Source organism: Roseomonas aerilata DSM 19363 (assembly GCF_000711725.1).
Taxonomy (GTDB): domain Bacteria; phylum Pseudomonadota; class Alphaproteobacteria; order Acetobacterales; family Acetobacteraceae; genus Roseomonas; species Roseomonas aerilata.
This window is the reverse complement of sequence record NZ_JONP01000004.1, coordinates 1-15,662: the sequence shown is the minus strand read 5'-3', so window position 1 is coordinate 15,662 and position 15,662 is coordinate 1. Positions and strand designations below refer to the sequence as shown.

Below are 15,662 nucleotides of genomic sequence, written 5' to 3'. Positions count from 1 at the left end.
GCTCTCCCACATAGGTTGAAGGGGCGGCGATCCGTTGATGCCGGATGCGTCATCGGCCGGCCCGGCTCCCGGGAGCCCTCCGTGCGCAGGTTCGAAGAACAGCCTTCGGGCGGGGCCATGGCGTTAGCTGCCGCCGGGCTCGTCCTCCGTCGGCAACTCGCAGCGGTTGTGGATGTCGGTTGCGGCGACCGCGGCGTGGCCCATGGCCACGACGATCTGGTTGAGGCCCCGCACCACGTCCCCGGCGGCGTAGAGGCCGGGGATGCTGGTGCGGTTGTGCTCGTCCACGATCAGCGCGCCGGCCTCGTCGTGCTCGGCGCCCAGCGCCAGGGCAAGGTCGGAGCGGACCTTCAGGCCGAGCGCGGAGTAGAGGGTATCGAAGCGGTACTCGTCGCCGCCGGCGCGAAGCGCGGCGATGCGGTCACCCTCTACGTCCAGGGCCTCGATGGATGCGGTGATGACGGCAATGTCGTGCTCGCGGGCGCGGCCCTCGTCCTCGGCCGAGAGAGGTTGGCCGAGGGTGAGCAGCGTCACATCCTTGGTGTAGCTGCGCGCGACGAAGACGGCCTCGCCCAGGCCGCGGGCGCCGTGGCCGAGCACGGCGACGCGGCGGTCGCGCGCCTCGTAGCCGTCGCAGATCGGGCAGTAGCGGATGAGGCCGCGCTGCAGGGCATCGGGGTGGTCGGGCAGGGCGGGTTCGACGTCCACGGCACCGGTGGCGAGCAGCACGCGGCGGGCGAGGATCGGGGGGCCGCCGTCCTCGAGCGCGGCGACAAAGTGGCCCTCCCGCTTCTCCAGCGCCGCAACCCGGGCGGGTTGGGGCTCGACGCCGTACTGCGCGAGGTTCCGACGCTGGCGGTCGAGCAGGGCAGGGCCCGCGATCCCCTCCGCGAAGAGGGGGAAGTTGTGGGTGTTGGGGATCCATGCCGCACGGCTGGCGCCGCCGTCCACCAGGGCAATGCGGCGGTTGAAGCGGGCGAGGTAGAGGGCCGCGGTCAGCCCGGCGGGGCCGCCCCCGATGATCAGGCAATCGACGACGCCGTCATCGGCCATGTTGCTGCTACCCCTCTGTCTGAGAGGAGGACGCACGAGGATCGTCGCCGTTTCATTCGGGCAGATAGAATGCCCGCCGCCCTAGCGCCCCAGGGAGGCGATGAGCTGGTTGTTGTAGCCCCGGATCATCCCGGGGATGAGGAAGGCATCCACGAGGACCCAGAGGGCAACCACGAAGAGGCCCGCATAGCCGATCAGCACGAAGGTCATGAGCATCGAGAGCAGCGTGATGACGAGCTGTGCGATGCCGCTGCCCGTGCGGCCCGCGTAGAAGCGGTGGGCGCCGAAGGAGCCGAGGAAGAACCAGAGAAGATAGGCCACCAGCGCCGATCGCTTGTTGGCGTCGTAGCGCATGAGGGCGGTCGCGTCGTCGAGCCCGGCGGGGCGGCTCGGCCCGGGCCCGGTGATGGGGACTGGCATGGCGTCAGGCGAATCCTCGGCGGTCATCGGCATGATGAGGCGTGACGCTGGATGCGGCCAGGGCTTCGCCGAGAGCCGCCATCTGACGGGGATGGACGCGCATCGGCATGCCGCGCGTGGGGCGCAGGGTGATGCGCATGGAAAGGCCGGGATCAAAGCCCGGCTCCGGCCGTAGCGTGACGGCGGGCAGGAGCGTGGCGAGGATGGCGGTCGCCTCGTCCAGGGCGAAGCCGGCGCCGATGCAGGTACGCGGCCCCGCGCCGAAGGGGATCCAGGCGTGGCGGTGGCGGGCCTTCACGGCCCCGGGCGCGAAGCGGCCGGGATCGAAGCGATCCGGTTCCTCCCAAAGTGCCCGGTGGCGATGAGTGGCTATGACGGGGATGAGCACGGTCGTGCCCGCCTCCAACGCCGTTCCGCCAAGTTCCGTCGCCCGTTGCGCCGTGCGGGCGATGATCGGGGCGGGCGGGTAGAGGCGCAGCACCTCCTGGATGGCCTGTCGCGTGCGGGTGAGGGCGGGGATATCTGCCGGTTGCAGCGGGGCGCCGCGCGTCACGGCCGCGATTTCGTCCAGCAGGCGCGCTTCCTCCGCCGGATGGTGGGCCAGGAGGTGGAAGGCCCAGGTGAGGGCGAGGGCCGTGGTCTCGTGCCCGGCGGTGATGAAGGTGAGGAGGTTGTCGGCGATGTCGCGGTCGTCCATCGCCGCCCCGCTCTCCGGATCGCGCGCGGCCAGGAGGTGGGCGATGAGGTCGTCGCGGCCGGAGCCGAGGCGCCGGCGCTCCGCGACCAGCCGCAGCAATTCGGCGCGGAGGTGATCCCGCGCGCGGGCGGCGCGGCGGCGGCCGGGATGGGGCGTCCAGGCGGGGGCGCCGAGGATGGCCAGGGCGATGGCCCAGCCGGTGCTCGCCAGGTACTCGGTGATGCCCGCCTCAACCCGCGCCACGTCGATGGCGCCCTGGCCGGAGAGCATCGTCTCCACAATGATGTCGAAGGTCGTTCGCATCATCTCGTGGCCGAGTTCCAGCTCGGTGCCGGGGGGCAGGGCCAGCCAGCGGTCGCGGGTGCGGGCGGCGGCCTCCAGCATTGGGGTCAGGAAGGCGCGCGCCCGGTCCGGCCGGAAGATCGGCGCAACGGCCCGGCGCTGCCGGCGCCAGCGCTCCCCGTCGGCGGTGAGAATTGCCTCGCCGAGCGCAGGGCTGAGCGCGCGGCGCATGGTGTCCGACTTCGTGAAGGCAGCCGCCTCGGTGAGGAGGACCCTCTCGATCAGATCCGGCGTCATCACGAGGAGGCGTTCCCGCCCGAGCACGCGGCGGCGGAGCATGGGCTGCTCGAAAGCGGCCTGCGGGATGGCGTCCAGCGGGTTGCGGATGATGGCCCGCAGATAGGCAAGGCCGACCAGCGGTGCCTCGGGCGGGCGGGGGCGTGCGAGGCCGGCGGGTGGCTCGGGGGCGGCGGGCATGGGATCCGGATATCGTCCTCCGGCCGCGGTGCTTCCAGGCCTGGGTGGGGTCCCTTTCCAGGCGGGCCAGGGGAGGCGATGCTCCCGGCAGAGGAGAGACCGATGATCACCCTGCACAGCTGGAACACGCCCAATGGCCGCAAGATCAGCGTGGCGCTGGAGGAGATGGGGCTGCCCTATACGGTGAAGACCGTGAACATCGGCCAGGACGAGCAGTTCCGGCCCGAGTTCCTGGCGATCAGCCCGAACAACCGCATCCCGGCCATCGTGGACGACGAGGGACCGGGCGGGCAGCCGATCAGCATCTTTGAATCCGGGGCGATCCTTCTCTACCTCGCGGAGAAGACAGGGCGCTTCATGCCCCGTGACCTCCGCGCGAGGGTGCCCGTGTTGGAGTGGCTGATGTGGCAGATGGGCGGCTTCGGGCCGATGCCGGGCCAGGTGCACCACTTCCTCATGCAGCCCGAGGGGCCCGCGCGGGACTACGGGCTGGCCCGCTACGGCAAGGAGACGCGGCGCCTCTACGGCGTGCTGGACAAGCGCATGGCCGGCCGCGACTACGTCGCGACCGAGGGGGAGCCCAGCATCGCCGATTTCGCCATCCTCGGCTGGGCGTGGCGGCACGAGCGGCACATGGTGCCCTTCGACGACCTGCCGAATGTTGGCGCCTGGTACGAGCGGATGATGGCGCGGCCCGCCGTGCAGCGCGGCTTCGAGGTAGCGCTTTCCTGAGGCGGACGCCCGGAAAGCCTGCGGGGAGGATTTGACGCGGCGCGAGGGGGTCGCTAGAAGCGCCTTCTGCAACGCCGTGTGACTTCCACTCCTGCGGAGGGGTGGCCGAGTGGCCGAAGGCGGCGGTTTGCTAAACCGTTATAGGATGTCAAGTCCTATCGTGGGTTCGAATCCCATCCCCTCCGCCATTTCAATCACTTAGCGTCTGCTGTCCCGCGTGCCTCACAACGGTTTTTGAGGCGACTGGGACACCTTGTGGGACACCCCCTCTTCGTTATGTCCTCCTATGCGGCCTGCTTGGGCGCGCTGCCTTCTGCACGAGGCATGGACCCAAACAGGGTCGGGTCGCGGCTGTAGCGCCACATGGCACCGTTTTTCCGGAGGTGCTCGACATAGATCTCAGTCGTCGTCACCAAGGTGTGGCCGAGATGCTCGGACAGCCGGAAGATGCAGGTGTCGTCGTCGACGACCGAGGCGCAGGCGAAGGCGTGACGGAGATCGTGAAGCCTGAATTCCGGAAGGGCGATGGGCGGCCGTCCGTGGGCGTCGGCAGCCCGGTTCTCCCGGGCTTGGCGCTGGCGTCGCCATTGGCCGTAGCGGATGGACACCACGGCGCTGTCCAACGGCAGCGCGGCGAACAGACGGCCCCGCTTTGGCAAGTCGGCGAGCATATTGGCCGCGGCACCGAGGCCGATAGTGCGTGTCATCAGCCCTGATGTTCAGCGCCTCCGCGAGGCGCATGCCAGTTTCCCGCAGCCAGCGGAACAGACGTGACATCTCGATCGACCAGTTCGCCACCTCTTCTATGAGTGTAGCAACCTCAGGGTCCGTCGGGGGCCGGAGCTGCTGGCGACGGTTCCCGACAAGCACCCGGCGCTCGATGAGCTTGACCGGGTTCGAGTCGATCCAGTCCTTCGATGCGGCATAGCCCATCACAAGGCTCCAGGCCGTCAGGTCGTTTAGGATCGTACTGGTCGCCCGCTCTTCATCTCGGCGCGCCTCGATAAACTCGGTTATAGTCGCCTTGCCCACGTCAGCGATGGGTATAGTCGTCGAGATGCCGGCGTCCGCGCTGTCGCTCGGCTCCCATCCGAGTGCGAGAGTGACCTGCACGAGGCTGCACGAGTAGCGCTTAGCTGCCCCAGTGGAGAGTTCGCCCGCCCGGACCCGAGCCTCCTGGTGGACGAGATAGCCGTCCACGGCGTCCTGCCAGCTCTTCGGCTGCTCGATGACCCGTCCATCGCGGTGAGCCGCGACAGCATGACCCTGCCCTGTGATGGTGGCCACCTCGGATAAGCTCCTGAGGGAGCGAGGTGCCCTGATCATGACGGCGCGGCGTGAGTTCACGGAGGAGTTCAAGCGGGAGGCGGTAGGGCTGCTGGAGAGCAGCGGCCGCCTGCTGATGCGGGTGGCAAAGGAGCTGGGGATCCAGCCTTCGGTGCTGCGCAACTGGCGAGGTCGGCTCGGATCTGATGCCGGTCGGGCTCTGGTTGCCCCTCTTCGCCTTCATCGAAGGCTTCTACAACCGACAGCGCCTCCGCTCAGCGATCGGCTACAAGGCGCCAACTGAAATGGAACAACTCGCCGGGGCCGCCTGGGCCGTAACCCGTGTCCACTCAAACAGGGGAAGGTCAGACCCGCCATCTCAAGGTCGGCCGCGACACCGGCGTCAAGGCGCGGAGTCAGGCTATGCTGGCGCTCAGAGCCATCATCGTCATCGCCCCCACCACTCTTCGCGAGCAGCTCGACCGCCTGGCCGGCAAGATGACGCTGCTTCGGCACCTTGCTGCTCTGCGTCCGGGCCCACTCACCTCGACGGCGGCCTCAGCCAAATGCAGCCTGCGGGCGATCGCCCGGCGCTGGCTGGACCTCGACGCGGAGGTGAAAGATCATGACGTCAGTCTCGGGCAGCTGACCCAGCAGCTCGCGCCCGAGCCGGCCCAGGCACGTGGCATGGGTACAGGGACCGCGGCAGCGATGCTCATTCTTGTCGGCGACAACCCCGAGCGCATCCGCTCCGAAGCGGCCCTGGCCAAGCTATGCGGCGCCTGCCCGGTCCTGGCGTCCAGCGGCAAGACCAACCGGCATCGGCTCAGCCGAGGCGCCAACCGTCAGGCCAACGCTGCCCTCAACCGCGTGGTCCTCGTCCGCATGCGGGCTCACCCGCCGACCCTTGCCTAGGTCAAGCGACGATCCGCCGAGGGGAAGAGCAAGTCCGAGATCATCCGCTGCCTCAAGCGCTGCGTGGCCCGTGAGATCCTTGGCTATCTCTCCCGCCCGCTTAGCCCTCAACTCCCACCGCCAGCGGCGCCTTGACCATTATAGGAGCATCACAACCCACAACCCTCTGCGTTCGGCCCGCTCGCCGGATCTCGCCTCTCGATATATGACGGTCTTCACTATTGATTATCATGACGAACGTCATCTAATAAGGACCGCCATGAGCGTGGGACGTCGTCAATGAGGGTCACAAGGGCTCAGGCCGCCGAGAACCGGGCGCGCGTGGTTGAGGTAGCGAGCCGCCTCTTCCGCGAGCGCGGCTTCGATGGCGTCGGCGTCGATTCCCTCATGCAGGAGGCGGGCCTCACGCATGGCGGCTTCTACCGCGCCTTCGGATCCAAGGAGGCGCTGGCGGCGGAGGCCTGCGCCGGGACGCTGCAGGCGTCGGCCGAGCACTGGTCACGCCTCATCGAGGATGCCGGGCCCGACGCGCTCGCGGCGATTGCCCAGCGCTACCTTTCACCCCGCCATCGCGACGCGCCGGGCGAGGGATGCGCCTTTGCCGCCCTCGCCGTGGAGGCGGGCCGGCGCGACGGGCCCGTTCGCAAGACTTTCAGCCAGGGACTGAAGGCCGCCATCGAGCGCTTGACGCGTGTCGTGCCCGGGCGGGGCGCGGCGGCGCGGCGGGAGAAGGCGATCGCCACCTTTGCCGGCCTCGTCGGCACGCTGGTGCTGGCCCGCGCCGCCGACGACCCCGCCTTCTCCGAGGAGATCCTGGCCGCCGGGCGCAAGGCCTTCGGCGGCACCGACTGAGGACAGCGCATGCCTGCCATCCCCTTCCACACGGCTCTGATCATCGGCGCCGGCGCCGGCATCAGTGCCTCGCTCGCGCGCCGCCTGACCGGGGCGGGGTTGGCCGTCGCCCTTGCGGCGCGTGATGCCGGCAAGCTGGCACCGCTGGCCGCCGAAACGGGCGCCGTGCCCTTCGCCGCCGATGCCGCCGACCCCGCGGCGGTCGACGCCCTGTTCCGGGCGGTGGACGCCCGCATCGGGGAGCCGGACGTCGTCATCTACAACGCGAGCGCCCGCGCGCAGGGGCCACTGGCGGAACTGGACCCGGAGGCGGTGCGCCGGGCGGTCGAGACCACTGCCTTCGGCGGCTTCCTGGCGGTGCAGCAGGCGGCGCGGCGGATGGTGCCGAAGGGCCACGGGGCCATCCTGCTCACCGGCGCGACCGCCAGCGTTAAGGGCTTCACCGGTTCTGCGGCCTTCGCCATGGGCAAGTTCGCCCTGCGCGGCTTGGCCCAGAGCGCGGCGCGGGAACTCGGGCCCCAGGGCATCCACGTGGCGCATGTCGTGATCGACGGCGGCGTGCGGAGCGAGCGACGGCCGGAGCCGCTGGACCGGCCCGACAGCCTGCTCAGCCCTGATGGAATTGCGCAGACCTATCTCGACCTGCTGCGCCAGCCTCGCAGCGCCTGGTCGCTGGAAGTCGAACTGCGCCCCTGGGTCGAGCGCTTCTGATCATGCCCGACACCCACGCGTCGACGGAAACGGGGGCGCCACCCCTGACCGGGCCTGCCCGGCCGCTCACCGCGGTGGAGCAGGAGGCCGATCGCCGCAAGGCCTTGGCGCGCGCCGCCATGCTGGGCGGGCCGGTCCTGCCCACCCTGCTGCGCTTAGTCCTGCCGACCGTCACGGTGCTGGTGGCGCAGACCGGCGTGAACATCGCCGAGGCCTACTATGTCGGTCTGCTCGGCACCGACGCGCTGGCCGGTGTCGCGCTGGTGTTCCCGGTCTTCATGCTGATGATGATGTCGGGCGGCGGCCTCGGCAGCGGCGTCGCCTCGGCCGTCGCGCGCGCGATCGGCGCGGGGCGCCAGCACGACGCCGACGCGCTGGTGCTGCACGCGGTGGTCCTCGCCGTCGTCGTGGGAGCCCTGTTCACTCTCGGCACGGTCGCCTTTGGCCCCGCCCTCTACGGTGCGCTGGGTGGCGAGAGTGGAGCACTCGACGCGGCCTTGCTGTACTCCAACTGGCTCTTTGCCGGCGCCATCCCGGTCTGGGTCGTCAACCTCCTCGCGGCGGCGCTTCGCGGCTCCGGAAACGTCCGGCTGCCAGCGCTGGTGACACTGTCGGGCGCGGTGATCCTGATCCCGTTCTCGCCGCTGCTCATCTTCGGCTTCGGTCCCGTGCCCGGTCTGGGCATCGCGGGGGCCGGCATTGCCTTCGCGCTCTACTATCTCGGCGCGGCCGCCGTCCTGCTGTGGACCATGACCAGCGGCCGCGCCGGGCTGATGCTGCGCCTGAGCCGGCTGCGGGCCGGGCTGTTCCGCGACATCCTGAAGGTCGGCCTGCCCACCGCCTTCAGCACCGTCATGACCAACCTGACGGTGATCCTCGTCACCGGCGCCTTCGGGCATTTCGGCACCGACGCGCTGGCCGGCTATGGCGCCGCGTCGCGGCTCGCCTACGTGCTCGTGCCGCTCCTCTTCGGGCTGGCTTCGGCCGTGCTCACCATGGTGGGCATCAACCTCGCGGCCGGGCAGGGGCTACGGGCCAGGCACGCGGCCGGCGCGGGCGGGCTGGTGGGCTTCGGCGTGACGCAGCTGATCGGCCTGGTGGTCGCCCTTCATCCCGAACTCTGGCTACGGCTCTTCACGGAGGATCCGGCGGTGCTGGCGACGGGCGCGACCTATCTGCAGCACATCGGTCCGGCCTACGGCGTCTTCGGCTTCGGCTTCGTGCTGTCCTTCGCCGGGCAGGGCGCGGGCAGGGTCTTCTGGCCCGTCACCGGCGTCGCGGCGCGGCTGGTGATCGGGGCCGGGCTCGGCGCGCTGTTTGTGGGCAGCTGGGGTGCGGGGATGCCCGCGCTGTCCTGGATCCTCGCCGCCTCGCTGCTCGCCTACGCCGTCATCAGCTCGATCGTCCTCGTCCAGCGCGACACCTGGCGAAGCAGCAACGCCTGAGCCATCGGGAACCCGTTCCATGCCACAAACCTCGGTTCTTCTCTGCCATCCCGTCCGCACCGCCATCGGCGCCTATAACGGCGCGCTGAAGGGAACCCCGGCAACGGATCTCGGCGCCGCGGTCGTGGCCGAGACGGTCAGGCGCGCGGGCCTGCCGCCCGACCGGGTGGGCAGCGTCGTGATGGGAAACGTCATCCAGGCCGGGAACCGCATGAACCCGGCCCGCCAGGCCTCGATCAACGGCGGCCTTCCGGTATCCGTGCCGGCGATGACGGTGAACCGCGTCTGCGGCTCCGGCGCCCAGGCGGTCGTGACGGCGGCGCTCGACATCTGGCTCGGCCACCAGCAGGTGGCGGTCGCCGGCGGGATGGAGAACATGGATCGCGCGCCCTACCTGATGGATGGCGGCCGCTGGGGCTATCGCATGGGACCCGCCGAGATCCACGACAGCATGCTGCGCGACGGCCTCGAGGACGCCTTCTCCGGCAAGCATTCCGGCTGGCACACCGAGGACCTCGTGAGCAGGGTGCAACTGACCCGCGAGGCGCAGGACGACTGGGCCGCGCGCTCGCAGAGGCGCTTCGCGGCGGCCCAGAGCGCGGGCCTCTTTGCGGAGGAGATCGTGGCGGTGCCCCTCAAGGGGGGGAAGGGCACGGCGAGCTTCGCGGCGGACGAGGCCCCGCGGCCGGAGACGACGCCCGAGATCCTGGCGAAGCTCAAGCCCGCCTTTCGCCCGGAGGGCAGCATCACCGCCGGTAATGCGCCAGGGCTCAACAGCGGCGCCGCGGCGATGATCGTGGCGAGCAGCCGCTTCGCGGAGGAGCAGGGCATTGCCCCGATGGCGAGGCTGGTCGCCTACGGCATCGCCGCCGTGGAGCCGGGGATGTTTGGCCTCGGCCCCGTGCCGGCGGTCCGCCAGGCGCTGGAGCGGGCCGGATGGAAGCTCGCGGACCTCGATCGCGTCGAGATCAACGAGGCCTTCGCGGCGGTGCCGCTTGCCGTGATGGCGGAACTCGGCCTGCCCGCGGACATCGTGAACGTGGAGGGTGGGGCTATCGCCCACGGCCATCCCATCGGCGCGACGGGCGCGGTGCTGGCCACGCGCCTCATCCACTCGATTCGGCGCGACGGCCTGCGGCGCGGCCTCGTCACGCTCTGCATCGGCGGCGGGCAGGGCATCGCGCTCGCGCTGGAAGCCGTTTGACACCCCCGAAGCCAGCGCGCGTCGCCCCGCGGAGACAAGGCCCTCCATGTCCCTCTCCCGCTAGTGTCCCGAAACTGAAGTTCGCGGTGTTTCTGCGATTAGTGGGGTGTTTCGGACGCAGAAGCGGTCGATGCTGGCAAGGATGTGGTCGGCGGACTTGGTCCAGCGGAAGGGCTTCGGGTCGGCGTTGTGGTGATCGATGAAGCGAGTGATGGCGTCCTGCAGGGCGGCGACGCTGCGGTGGATGCCACGCCTGATCTGACGCTCGGTGAGGAGCCCGAGGAAGCGCTCAACCTGGTTCAACCAGGATGAGCTGGTGGGCGTCAGGTGGACGTGCCAGCGCGGCCGCTTGGCCAGCCAGTTCCGGACGAGTGGTGTCTTGTGGGTGGCGTAGTTGTCCATGACGAGGTGCACGTCGAGATCGGAGGGCACGGCGGCCTCGATCTCGTCGAGGAAGCGGCGGAACTCGCTCGCGCGATGGCGCGGGTAGCACTTGCCGATCACGTGGCCGGTGGCGATGTCGAGGGCGGCGAACAGCGACGTCGTGCCATGGCGGGTGTAGTCGTGGCTGCGTCGTGCGGGCTGTCCAGGACGCAGCGGCAGCATCGGCTGGCTGCGGTCGAGCGCCTGGATCTGGCTCTTCTCATCCACGTCCGGCGAACCTCTTGGTTCGACGCACAGCACCAGGGCATGCGCGGGCGGCGAGACGTAGAGGCCGACAACGTCGCGCACCTTGGCCACGAAGTCCGGATCAGTCGAGAGCTTGAAGGTCTCCAGCCGGTGCGGCTGCAGGCCGAAGGCGCGCCAGATGCGCTGGACGGTGGAGACGGACAGGCCGGAGGCACGTGCCATGCCGCGTGAGCTCCAGTGTGTCGCGTCCGGCGGTTGGCTCTCCAGCGTGCGCACGATCACCGCCTCAATCCGCTCAACCTCCACCGTCCGCGGCGCACCCGACCGGGGCTCGTCCCGCAGACCGTCCAGGCGCTGCTCGGCAAAGCGGCGGCGCCATTTGGCAACGGTTACTGCATCCACGCCCAGCCGGGTTGCCACCAGCTTGTTCTGCTCGCCCTCGGCGCAGGCCAGCACGATGCGGGCGCGCGCAGCCAGCGCCTGAGCCGGGCGGCCACGGCTCGCCAGTGCCGAAAGCTCAGCTCGCTCCCCCTCACTCAGCTCCAGAGCAACTGCGCGCCGTCCCATCCCGACCTCCTGAACCGGCCGGAAACTCTCCTACCTTCCAACAGCTGAATACAAGAGCGAACTTCTGGTTCAGCATACTAGGGTCAGGACTCATTGATCCAGAAGAGGACGGTGGCGGCGAGGAGGATGGCGGACATGAAGGTGTGGGCGCAGCGGTCGTAGCGCATGGCGATGCGGCGCCAGTCCTTGAGGCGACCGAACGGGTCCTCGATGCGGTGGCGCTGCCGATAGAGCGGTCTGTCGTAGGGGATTGGCACCTTCCGAATCTTGCGTGAGGGTATGCAGGGTGTGATGCCGCGCTCGACGAGCGCCTCACGGAAGCGGTTGCTGTCGTAGCCCTTGTCGCCGAGAGGTTCCTTGGCGCGCGGCAGGCTGAGCAGCATCAGGGCTGCACCTGTGTGGTCGCTCATCTGGCCTTCGGACAGGAGCAGGACCACAGGGCGGCCCTTGCCGTCGCAGACGGCGTGCAGCTTGGAGTTCAGGCCGCCTTTGGTCCGCCCGATACGGCGGGAAGGGCCCCTTTTTGAGCAGGCTTGCGGCTGTGCGGTGCGCCTTGAGGTGGGTGGCATCGATCATCAGGCGCTCCGGCTCACCTGCTCGGCACGCAAGCCCGGCGAAGATGCGGTTGAACCTCCCGAGGCGGCTCCATCGCACGAAGCGATTGTACAGGGTCTTGTGGGGACCGTAGGCCGCCGGGGCGTCGCGCCAGCGCAGCCCATTGTGGATGACATGGAGAATGCCGCTGACCACCCGCTGATCGTCGACGCGAGGCACCCCGTGCGGGAGTGGGAAATAGGGCACGATCCGTCGGACCTGCGCCCTCGTCAGCCAGAAAAGGTCAGCCATGGCAGCACCTCCGGCTGCTGTGGAATCAGCCATCCAGATCAACCGCCAGCCCCAATTAACGGGTCCTGACCCTAGCCTCCTTGGTGAATAGCCACCTTGTCCGCTCCGCCCCTCTGCTGCAACTGGGCTAGATGTCGAGTGGCATAGGCCACTAACCTCCTAAGCGCTCGGCAAGACCGACACGCTCACCCATCACCGCGCAGGTCGCATCATAATCGACAGCCCTGTCTCTTAATTTCCGCATGCCGGTCGCACCTGCCTCGACATCGCGACCTCGCGACAGGAGGGGCCTTGATCCATTGATCCCACGTTCCATACGGCGCAGCCTTCTACATCGCCGCCGCCTCGCTGACCGGAGCCACGTTCAGCCCGCTAGGCATCATTGCCGCCGCCGCGTCGCTGCTGCCGGACATGGATCACCCACGATCTCGCCTGGGCACTCAGGTGAGGCTCATCTCCGCTTGGCATGCTCGACGAAACCGTCGAACGCTCGCCCCGGCATCAGGCTCGCCCTCTCCCATGCGTAGACCTCGGCAACGCTGCCGGGCAGGACCCCGTGGGGCAGTTCGCTCCAGTGCTCAATGCAGCGGGTCTCCAGCCAGGCGTTGGGAGCGGGCAGGTCGCCGAAGGGCAGCAATGACCTGCCAGATCTGCCGCCGGACGTCCTGGACGTTTTTCTCGACCCCCACGGTGTCCGACCGCAGGTACTTCCGGATCGTGTTCCGCGAAAGGCTCGTCCGTCGCTCGATCTCGCGGATCGGGACGCGATCCTGGTGATGCCACCGGCGGATCACGCTCAACAACTCCAGATCGATCACTCCGGTAACCCCGACCATCCGGCCGCGGAGGTGAACAGACACGGGTCATTCCTCAGCGAGGACTCCGACCCTTCCCGGGTCAGCTTTCAGTGCAAACCAAAAGGCGCGACGTCGCCTAACGCGAGGCCGGTGAGCTCACCCCGGCGCAGCGCCGCGCCAAAGCCGACCAACAAGAGCGCCCGGTTGCGCGCACCGAGCGGGGTGGTGGGGGAGGGGCAGGTGGCGAGCATCAGCCGGAGCACGTCCGGTCCGGCGGCGGCGGCCTTCCCGCGCGGGCGGGTTCCCTTGTCGCGGGCGATGCCCTCGAGAACCATGACGAGGCGCGGGTGGCGGAGGTCCAGCGCCACGCCGGCGAGGCGATGAGCGGCCCCGATGGCGGTGAGGTGAACGCGCGGGCTGGACACGGCGAGGCCGCGGTCGGCGCAGCGGACTGCGTATAGGGCGAGCGTCTCGGGGCCGCCCGCCAGCGGCTCGCGGCCGAGCGAGGCGCAGCAGGTCTCGTAGGCACTCCAGGCCGAGCGATAGGCATGACGGGTGCCCTGGCCGCGGGCGGCTCCGTCCGGCAGCACGAGGTCGCTGAAGAGGGTGGTGGAGAGGCGGAGCGCGCCGGCGGGGAGGGGAGCGGGGCTGACGTCGCTCACGGGGCCAGGAAGGGGTTCCGGATCGTCAAGCGCCCGTCAACCACCCGTCCGTGCTGCAGGTCCTCCGAGAGGAGCGTGTCACAGCCGGCCTCCAACGCCGAGGCCAGGATGAGCGCGTCATAGATGGTGTAACCCAGCGCTTCCGCGAGGCGGAGGGCGGCTTCGTGCACGGCGAGGGTGAGGGGACGCGGCGCAGGGAGGAGGGTACGAAGGGCGCCGAGGGCCTGTGTCACCTCGGGCCAGGGCCGGTGCAGTTTGCGACGGGCGACGGCAGTGAACTCGTTGAGTACCTGCACGCTGATGAGGCCGCCGCGGGCCAGCAGGGCTCTCGCCGTCTCGGAGCGGGCGTCGGGCTGCAGGGCGGCGTAGAGCAGGATGTCGGTGTCGAGGAAGGGCGGAGTCATTTGCCGCGCGCGTTGGCCTCGTCCCGCGAGAAGCGGAAGGCCTCAGGCAGGTGCCAGCCGAGGCCGCGCAGCACCTCCAGCGCCTCGTCACGGCGAGGATCGCGGTTGATGCGGAAGGTGCGAGGATCCGCCACTTCCACGGCGACCTCGTCGCCCTCGCGCAGACCGAGCGTCTCCACCAAGGCGGCGGGGAGACGGACGGCCAGGCTGTTGCCCCAACGGCTGACCTGCATGCCGGTCTCCTGTAGATATACGATCAGGAATGTATATCCTTCGCGCACGGCTGCAAGCCCTTCCGTCCTAAAAGGGGGATTAGCGGACGGAATGGAGTCGCCAGCGCGAGCAAACGGTACGGGACCGTAGGTCGGGCAAGAAGGAATAGGGGGAACAATAGGTTAGCGCTGAAGCAGGTGCGGTAAGCACGCTGTACAGATGTTATCGTGCCCAAAATAGGCCGAAAGGTGTGGTTGCCGCGGGCAGACGCCTCCTCGCCGGCTGAAGCAACCCGTGTAAGAGGCAGAAGAGGCCCGCCCGCTCACAACCCAGACGAGAAACTCGAAGAAAAGACTTAACGAGAAGTTGAGCAGACGTGGCCGTTCACTCCAATTACGTATCATTCCGTCCTTATGGAGTGATGCATGTCGACCATCACAGGCACGCCCTTCGGCGACATGGTGACGGCGATTGGTACGTCTGCGGAGGTCCAGGGTGGCCCCGCCACCATGGCGAACGACACCATTTCCGGTCTCGGCGGGTCCGACACGCTGTACGGCGGCTCGGGCAACGATGTGATCGACGGCGCCGCCGAGGGGGACTTCCTCTATGGCGAGTTCGGGGACGATACGCTGCTGGGCGGCGACGGCGACGACTACCTGAGTGGCGGTGCGGGGGATGACACCCTGTACGACGGACCGGGGAATGATACGCTCGATGGCGGCGCGGGGACCGACACCGCCGTCTCTGCGTTTGCCGCCCTGTCACCAGCCTGGCGGCGGGAGCCCGATGGAAGCTGGACGGTGGCAGGCGTGGGCGTCCTGAAGAGCGTGGAGTACGTGCAGTTCACCAACGGTGTGCTGGATCTCACGACGGGGGTGTTCCGCAGTGCAGGCCTCCAGACAGTTGCCCTGGATGCGAACGTGGCCGAGGGACAGGCTGGAACGACCACGTTCACCTTCCTGGTGACACGGACGGGACATACATTCGGCACTAGCACTGCAGACTGGTTTATTGAGGGCAGCGGAGCCAACCCGGCGTCGGCCTCCGACTTCGCCACTGGTTTGATGCCCCATGGCACCGTGATCTTCAGCCCCGGCGAGACAACCAAGACGATCGCCATCAAGGTCGCTGGCGATACCCTCGTCGAGGTAGATGAGGGCTTCACCCTCGGCTGGCACGAAACGAGTTACGGCACGGTAATTGAGGGTGCGGCAGCAAGCGGCGTCATCGGGAACGACGATGCCGTTGCTTCGGAGGTGCTGGTTGTGCCGGCTGCCATGGCCGCCGCCGTGAACACGACGATCGGCACGGGCACGGACACGCTGGTGCTGAAGATCAGCCAGGATGCCTACCAGGGTGACGCGCAGTACACGGTCAAGGTGGACGGCGTGCAGGTCGGCGGCACCATGACCGCTCATGCGAGCCACGCGCTCGGCCAGTCGGACATTGTCACCCTTCAGGGGAACTGGGGGAGCGCGGCGCACAG

The 15,662-nt window shown here is 68.9% G+C and carries 16 protein-coding genes, 1 tRNA gene and 3 pseudogenes; 10 read left to right on the top strand and 10 right to left on the bottom strand.

Annotation, left to right across the window (positions count from 1 at the left end; all coding sequences use genetic code 11):
* Positions 1-123 precede the first annotated feature (123 nt).
* The 3 genes from BO39_RS05835 to BO39_RS05825 all read right to left on the bottom strand — a co-directional run bounded on the left by BO39_RS05835 (position 124) and on the right by BO39_RS05825 (position 2,929).
* Positions 124-1,053 carry an NAD(P)/FAD-dependent oxidoreductase gene (locus tag BO39_RS05835; protein WP_043831041.1) on the bottom strand — a complete coding sequence of 310 codons (930 nt, stop codon included), beginning with the start codon at positions 1,051-1,053 and terminating at the stop codon, positions 124-126.
* Between the two features lie 81 nt (positions 1,054-1,134).
* On the bottom strand, positions 1,135-1,473 hold the full coding sequence (locus BO39_RS05830) for a TM2 domain-containing protein (protein ID WP_084697885.1): 339 nt from the start codon (positions 1,471-1,473) through the stop codon (positions 1,135-1,137).
* Between the two features lie 4 nt (positions 1,474-1,477).
* Complete coding sequence (locus BO39_RS05825; protein ID WP_084697884.1) at positions 1,478-2,929, bottom strand: cytochrome P450; 1,452 nt, start codon at positions 2,927-2,929, stop codon at positions 1,478-1,480.
* Between the two features lie 102 nt (positions 2,930-3,031).
* On the opposite strand from BO39_RS05825, the gene BO39_RS05820 reads away from it, so the two are divergent.
* Positions 3,032-3,661 carry a glutathione S-transferase family protein gene (locus BO39_RS05820; protein ID WP_043831039.1) on the top strand — a complete coding sequence of 210 codons (630 nt, stop codon included), beginning with the start codon at positions 3,032-3,034 and terminating at the stop codon, positions 3,659-3,661.
* Positions 3,662-3,756: 95 nt separating this feature from the next.
* A tRNA-Ser gene (locus BO39_RS05815) sits at positions 3,757-3,849 on the top strand.
* Between the two features lie 96 nt (positions 3,850-3,945).
* Here the strand turns inward: BO39_RS05815 and BO39_RS05810 are convergent.
* Entirely contained in the window at positions 3,946-4,368 is a 423-nt protein-coding gene (locus BO39_RS05810; protein WP_043831037.1) for a site-specific integrase, read from the bottom strand.
* A gap of 617 nt (positions 4,369-4,985) precedes the next feature.
* Between BO39_RS05810 and BO39_RS30905 the strand changes: the two are divergent.
* The 6 genes and pseudogenes from BO39_RS30905 to BO39_RS05785 all read left to right on the top strand — a co-directional run.
* Positions 4,986-5,230: pseudogene (locus BO39_RS30905) on the top strand (transposase); the annotation flags it as partial.
* Between the two features lie 120 nt (positions 5,231-5,350).
* Complete coding sequence (locus tag BO39_RS05805) at positions 5,351-5,842, top strand: transposase (protein ID WP_052401638.1); 492 nt, start codon at positions 5,351-5,353, stop codon at positions 5,840-5,842.
* 279 nt (positions 5,843-6,121) lie between these two features.
* A complete protein-coding gene (locus BO39_RS05800; RefSeq protein ID WP_043831035.1) occupies positions 6,122-6,694 on the top strand; it encodes a TetR/AcrR family transcriptional regulator in 573 nt (190 codons plus the stop codon).
* 9 nt (positions 6,695-6,703) lie between these two features.
* Entirely contained in the window at positions 6,704-7,405 is a 702-nt protein-coding gene (locus tag BO39_RS05795) for an SDR family NAD(P)-dependent oxidoreductase (RefSeq protein ID WP_043831034.1), read from the top strand.
* A 2-nt stretch (positions 7,406-7,407) separates the two neighbouring features.
* Positions 7,408-8,850 carry an MATE family efflux transporter gene (locus BO39_RS05790; RefSeq protein WP_052401636.1) on the top strand — a complete coding sequence of 481 codons (1,443 nt, stop codon included), beginning with the start codon at positions 7,408-7,410 and terminating at the stop codon, positions 8,848-8,850.
* Between the two features lie 19 nt (positions 8,851-8,869).
* Entirely contained in the window at positions 8,870-10,054 is a 1,185-nt protein-coding gene (locus BO39_RS05785; protein ID WP_043831033.1) for a thiolase family protein, read from the top strand.
* Positions 10,055-10,114: 60 nt separating this feature from the next.
* On the opposite strand, the gene BO39_RS05780 is transcribed toward BO39_RS05785, so the two are convergent.
* The gene (locus tag BO39_RS05780) at positions 10,115-11,251 is read right to left on the bottom strand and encodes an IS630 family transposase (RefSeq protein WP_043831031.1); all 1,137 of its coding nucleotides are present in this window, start codon (positions 11,249-11,251) and stop codon (positions 10,115-10,117) included.
* 83 nt (positions 11,252-11,334) lie between these two features.
* A protein-coding gene (locus tag BO39_RS30900) for an IS5 family transposase (protein ID WP_156963553.1) occupies positions 11,335-12,097 on the bottom strand; the annotation gives its coding sequence in 2 pieces (ribosomal slippage) (positions 11,335-11,767 and positions 11,766-12,097; 765 coding nt in all).
* A 333-nt stretch (positions 12,098-12,430) separates the two neighbouring features.
* On the opposite strand from BO39_RS30900, the pseudogene BO39_RS35200 reads away from it, so the two are divergent.
* Positions 12,431-12,502 (top strand): annotated as a pseudogene (locus BO39_RS35200) (hypothetical protein); the annotation flags it as partial.
* A 173-nt stretch (positions 12,503-12,675) separates the two neighbouring features.
* Here the strand turns inward: BO39_RS35200 and BO39_RS35195 are convergent.
* Genes BO39_RS35195 through BO39_RS05755 form a run of 4 tightly spaced genes read right to left on the bottom strand, consistent with a single transcriptional unit; the run spans position 12,676 to position 14,193 of the window.
* Positions 12,676-12,957 carry a hypothetical protein gene (locus BO39_RS35195; protein WP_408735163.1) on the bottom strand — a complete coding sequence of 94 codons (282 nt, stop codon included), beginning with the start codon at positions 12,955-12,957 and terminating at the stop codon, positions 12,676-12,678.
* 44 nt (positions 12,958-13,001) lie between these two features.
* Positions 13,002-13,556 (bottom strand): site-specific integrase, encoded by a 555-nt coding sequence (locus tag BO39_RS29680; RefSeq protein ID WP_052401634.1) that lies wholly within the window; start codon positions 13,554-13,556, stop codon positions 13,002-13,004.
* Positions 13,553-13,960, bottom strand: coding sequence for a PIN domain-containing protein (locus BO39_RS05760; RefSeq protein ID WP_043831029.1), 408 nt, complete (start codon positions 13,958-13,960; stop codon positions 13,553-13,555). The genes BO39_RS29680 and BO39_RS05760 overlap by 4 nt, the downstream gene beginning before the upstream one ends.
* Positions 13,957-14,193 (bottom strand): AbrB/MazE/SpoVT family DNA-binding domain-containing protein, encoded by a 237-nt coding sequence (locus BO39_RS05755; protein ID WP_043831026.1) that lies wholly within the window; start codon positions 14,191-14,193, stop codon positions 13,957-13,959. Before BO39_RS05755 ends, BO39_RS05760 begins: the two co-directional genes overlap by 4 nt.
* A gap of 405 nt (positions 14,194-14,598) precedes the next feature.
* Between BO39_RS05755 and BO39_RS33920 the strand changes: the two are divergent.
* Positions 14,599-15,662: pseudogene (locus BO39_RS33920) on the top strand (hypothetical protein); the annotation flags it as partial.

Coding starts and splice junctions, on each gene's coding strand:
- BO39_RS05805 (WP_052401638.1), top strand. CDS start 5,351: ATGCTGGCGCTCAGAGCCATCATCGTCATCGCCCCCACCACTCTTCGC.
- BO39_RS05780 (WP_043831031.1), bottom strand. CDS start 11,251: ATGGGACGGCGCGCAGTTGCTCTGGAGCTGAGTGAGGGGGAGCGAGCT.
- BO39_RS05790 (WP_052401636.1), top strand. CDS start 7,408: ATGCCCGACACCCACGCGTCGACGGAAACGGGGGCGCCACCCCTGACC.
- BO39_RS05810 (WP_043831037.1), bottom strand. CDS start 4,368: ATGACACGCACTATCGGCCTCGGTGCCGCGGCCAATATGCTCGCCGAC.
- BO39_RS05820 (WP_043831039.1), top strand. CDS start 3,032: ATGATCACCCTGCACAGCTGGAACACGCCCAATGGCCGCAAGATCAGC.
- BO39_RS05760 (WP_043831029.1), bottom strand. CDS start 13,960: ATGACTCCGCCCTTCCTCGACACCGACATCCTGCTCTACGCCGCCCTG.
- BO39_RS05785 (WP_043831033.1), top strand. CDS start 8,870: ATGCCACAAACCTCGGTTCTTCTCTGCCATCCCGTCCGCACCGCCATC.
- BO39_RS05830 (WP_084697885.1), bottom strand. CDS start 1,473: ATGCCAGTCCCCATCACCGGGCCCGGGCCGAGCCGCCCCGCCGGGCTC.
- BO39_RS05755 (WP_043831026.1), bottom strand. CDS start 14,193: ATGCAGGTCAGCCGTTGGGGCAACAGCCTGGCCGTCCGTCTCCCCGCC.
- BO39_RS05835 (WP_043831041.1), bottom strand. CDS start 1,053: ATGGCCGATGACGGCGTCGTCGATTGCCTGATCATCGGGGGCGGCCCC.
- BO39_RS05825 (WP_084697884.1), bottom strand. CDS start 2,929: ATGCCCGCCGCCCCCGAGCCACCCGCCGGCCTCGCACGCCCCCGCCCG.
- BO39_RS05795 (WP_043831034.1), top strand. CDS start 6,704: ATGCCTGCCATCCCCTTCCACACGGCTCTGATCATCGGCGCCGGCGCC.
- BO39_RS05800 (WP_043831035.1), top strand. CDS start 6,122: ATGAGGGTCACAAGGGCTCAGGCCGCCGAGAACCGGGCGCGCGTGGTT.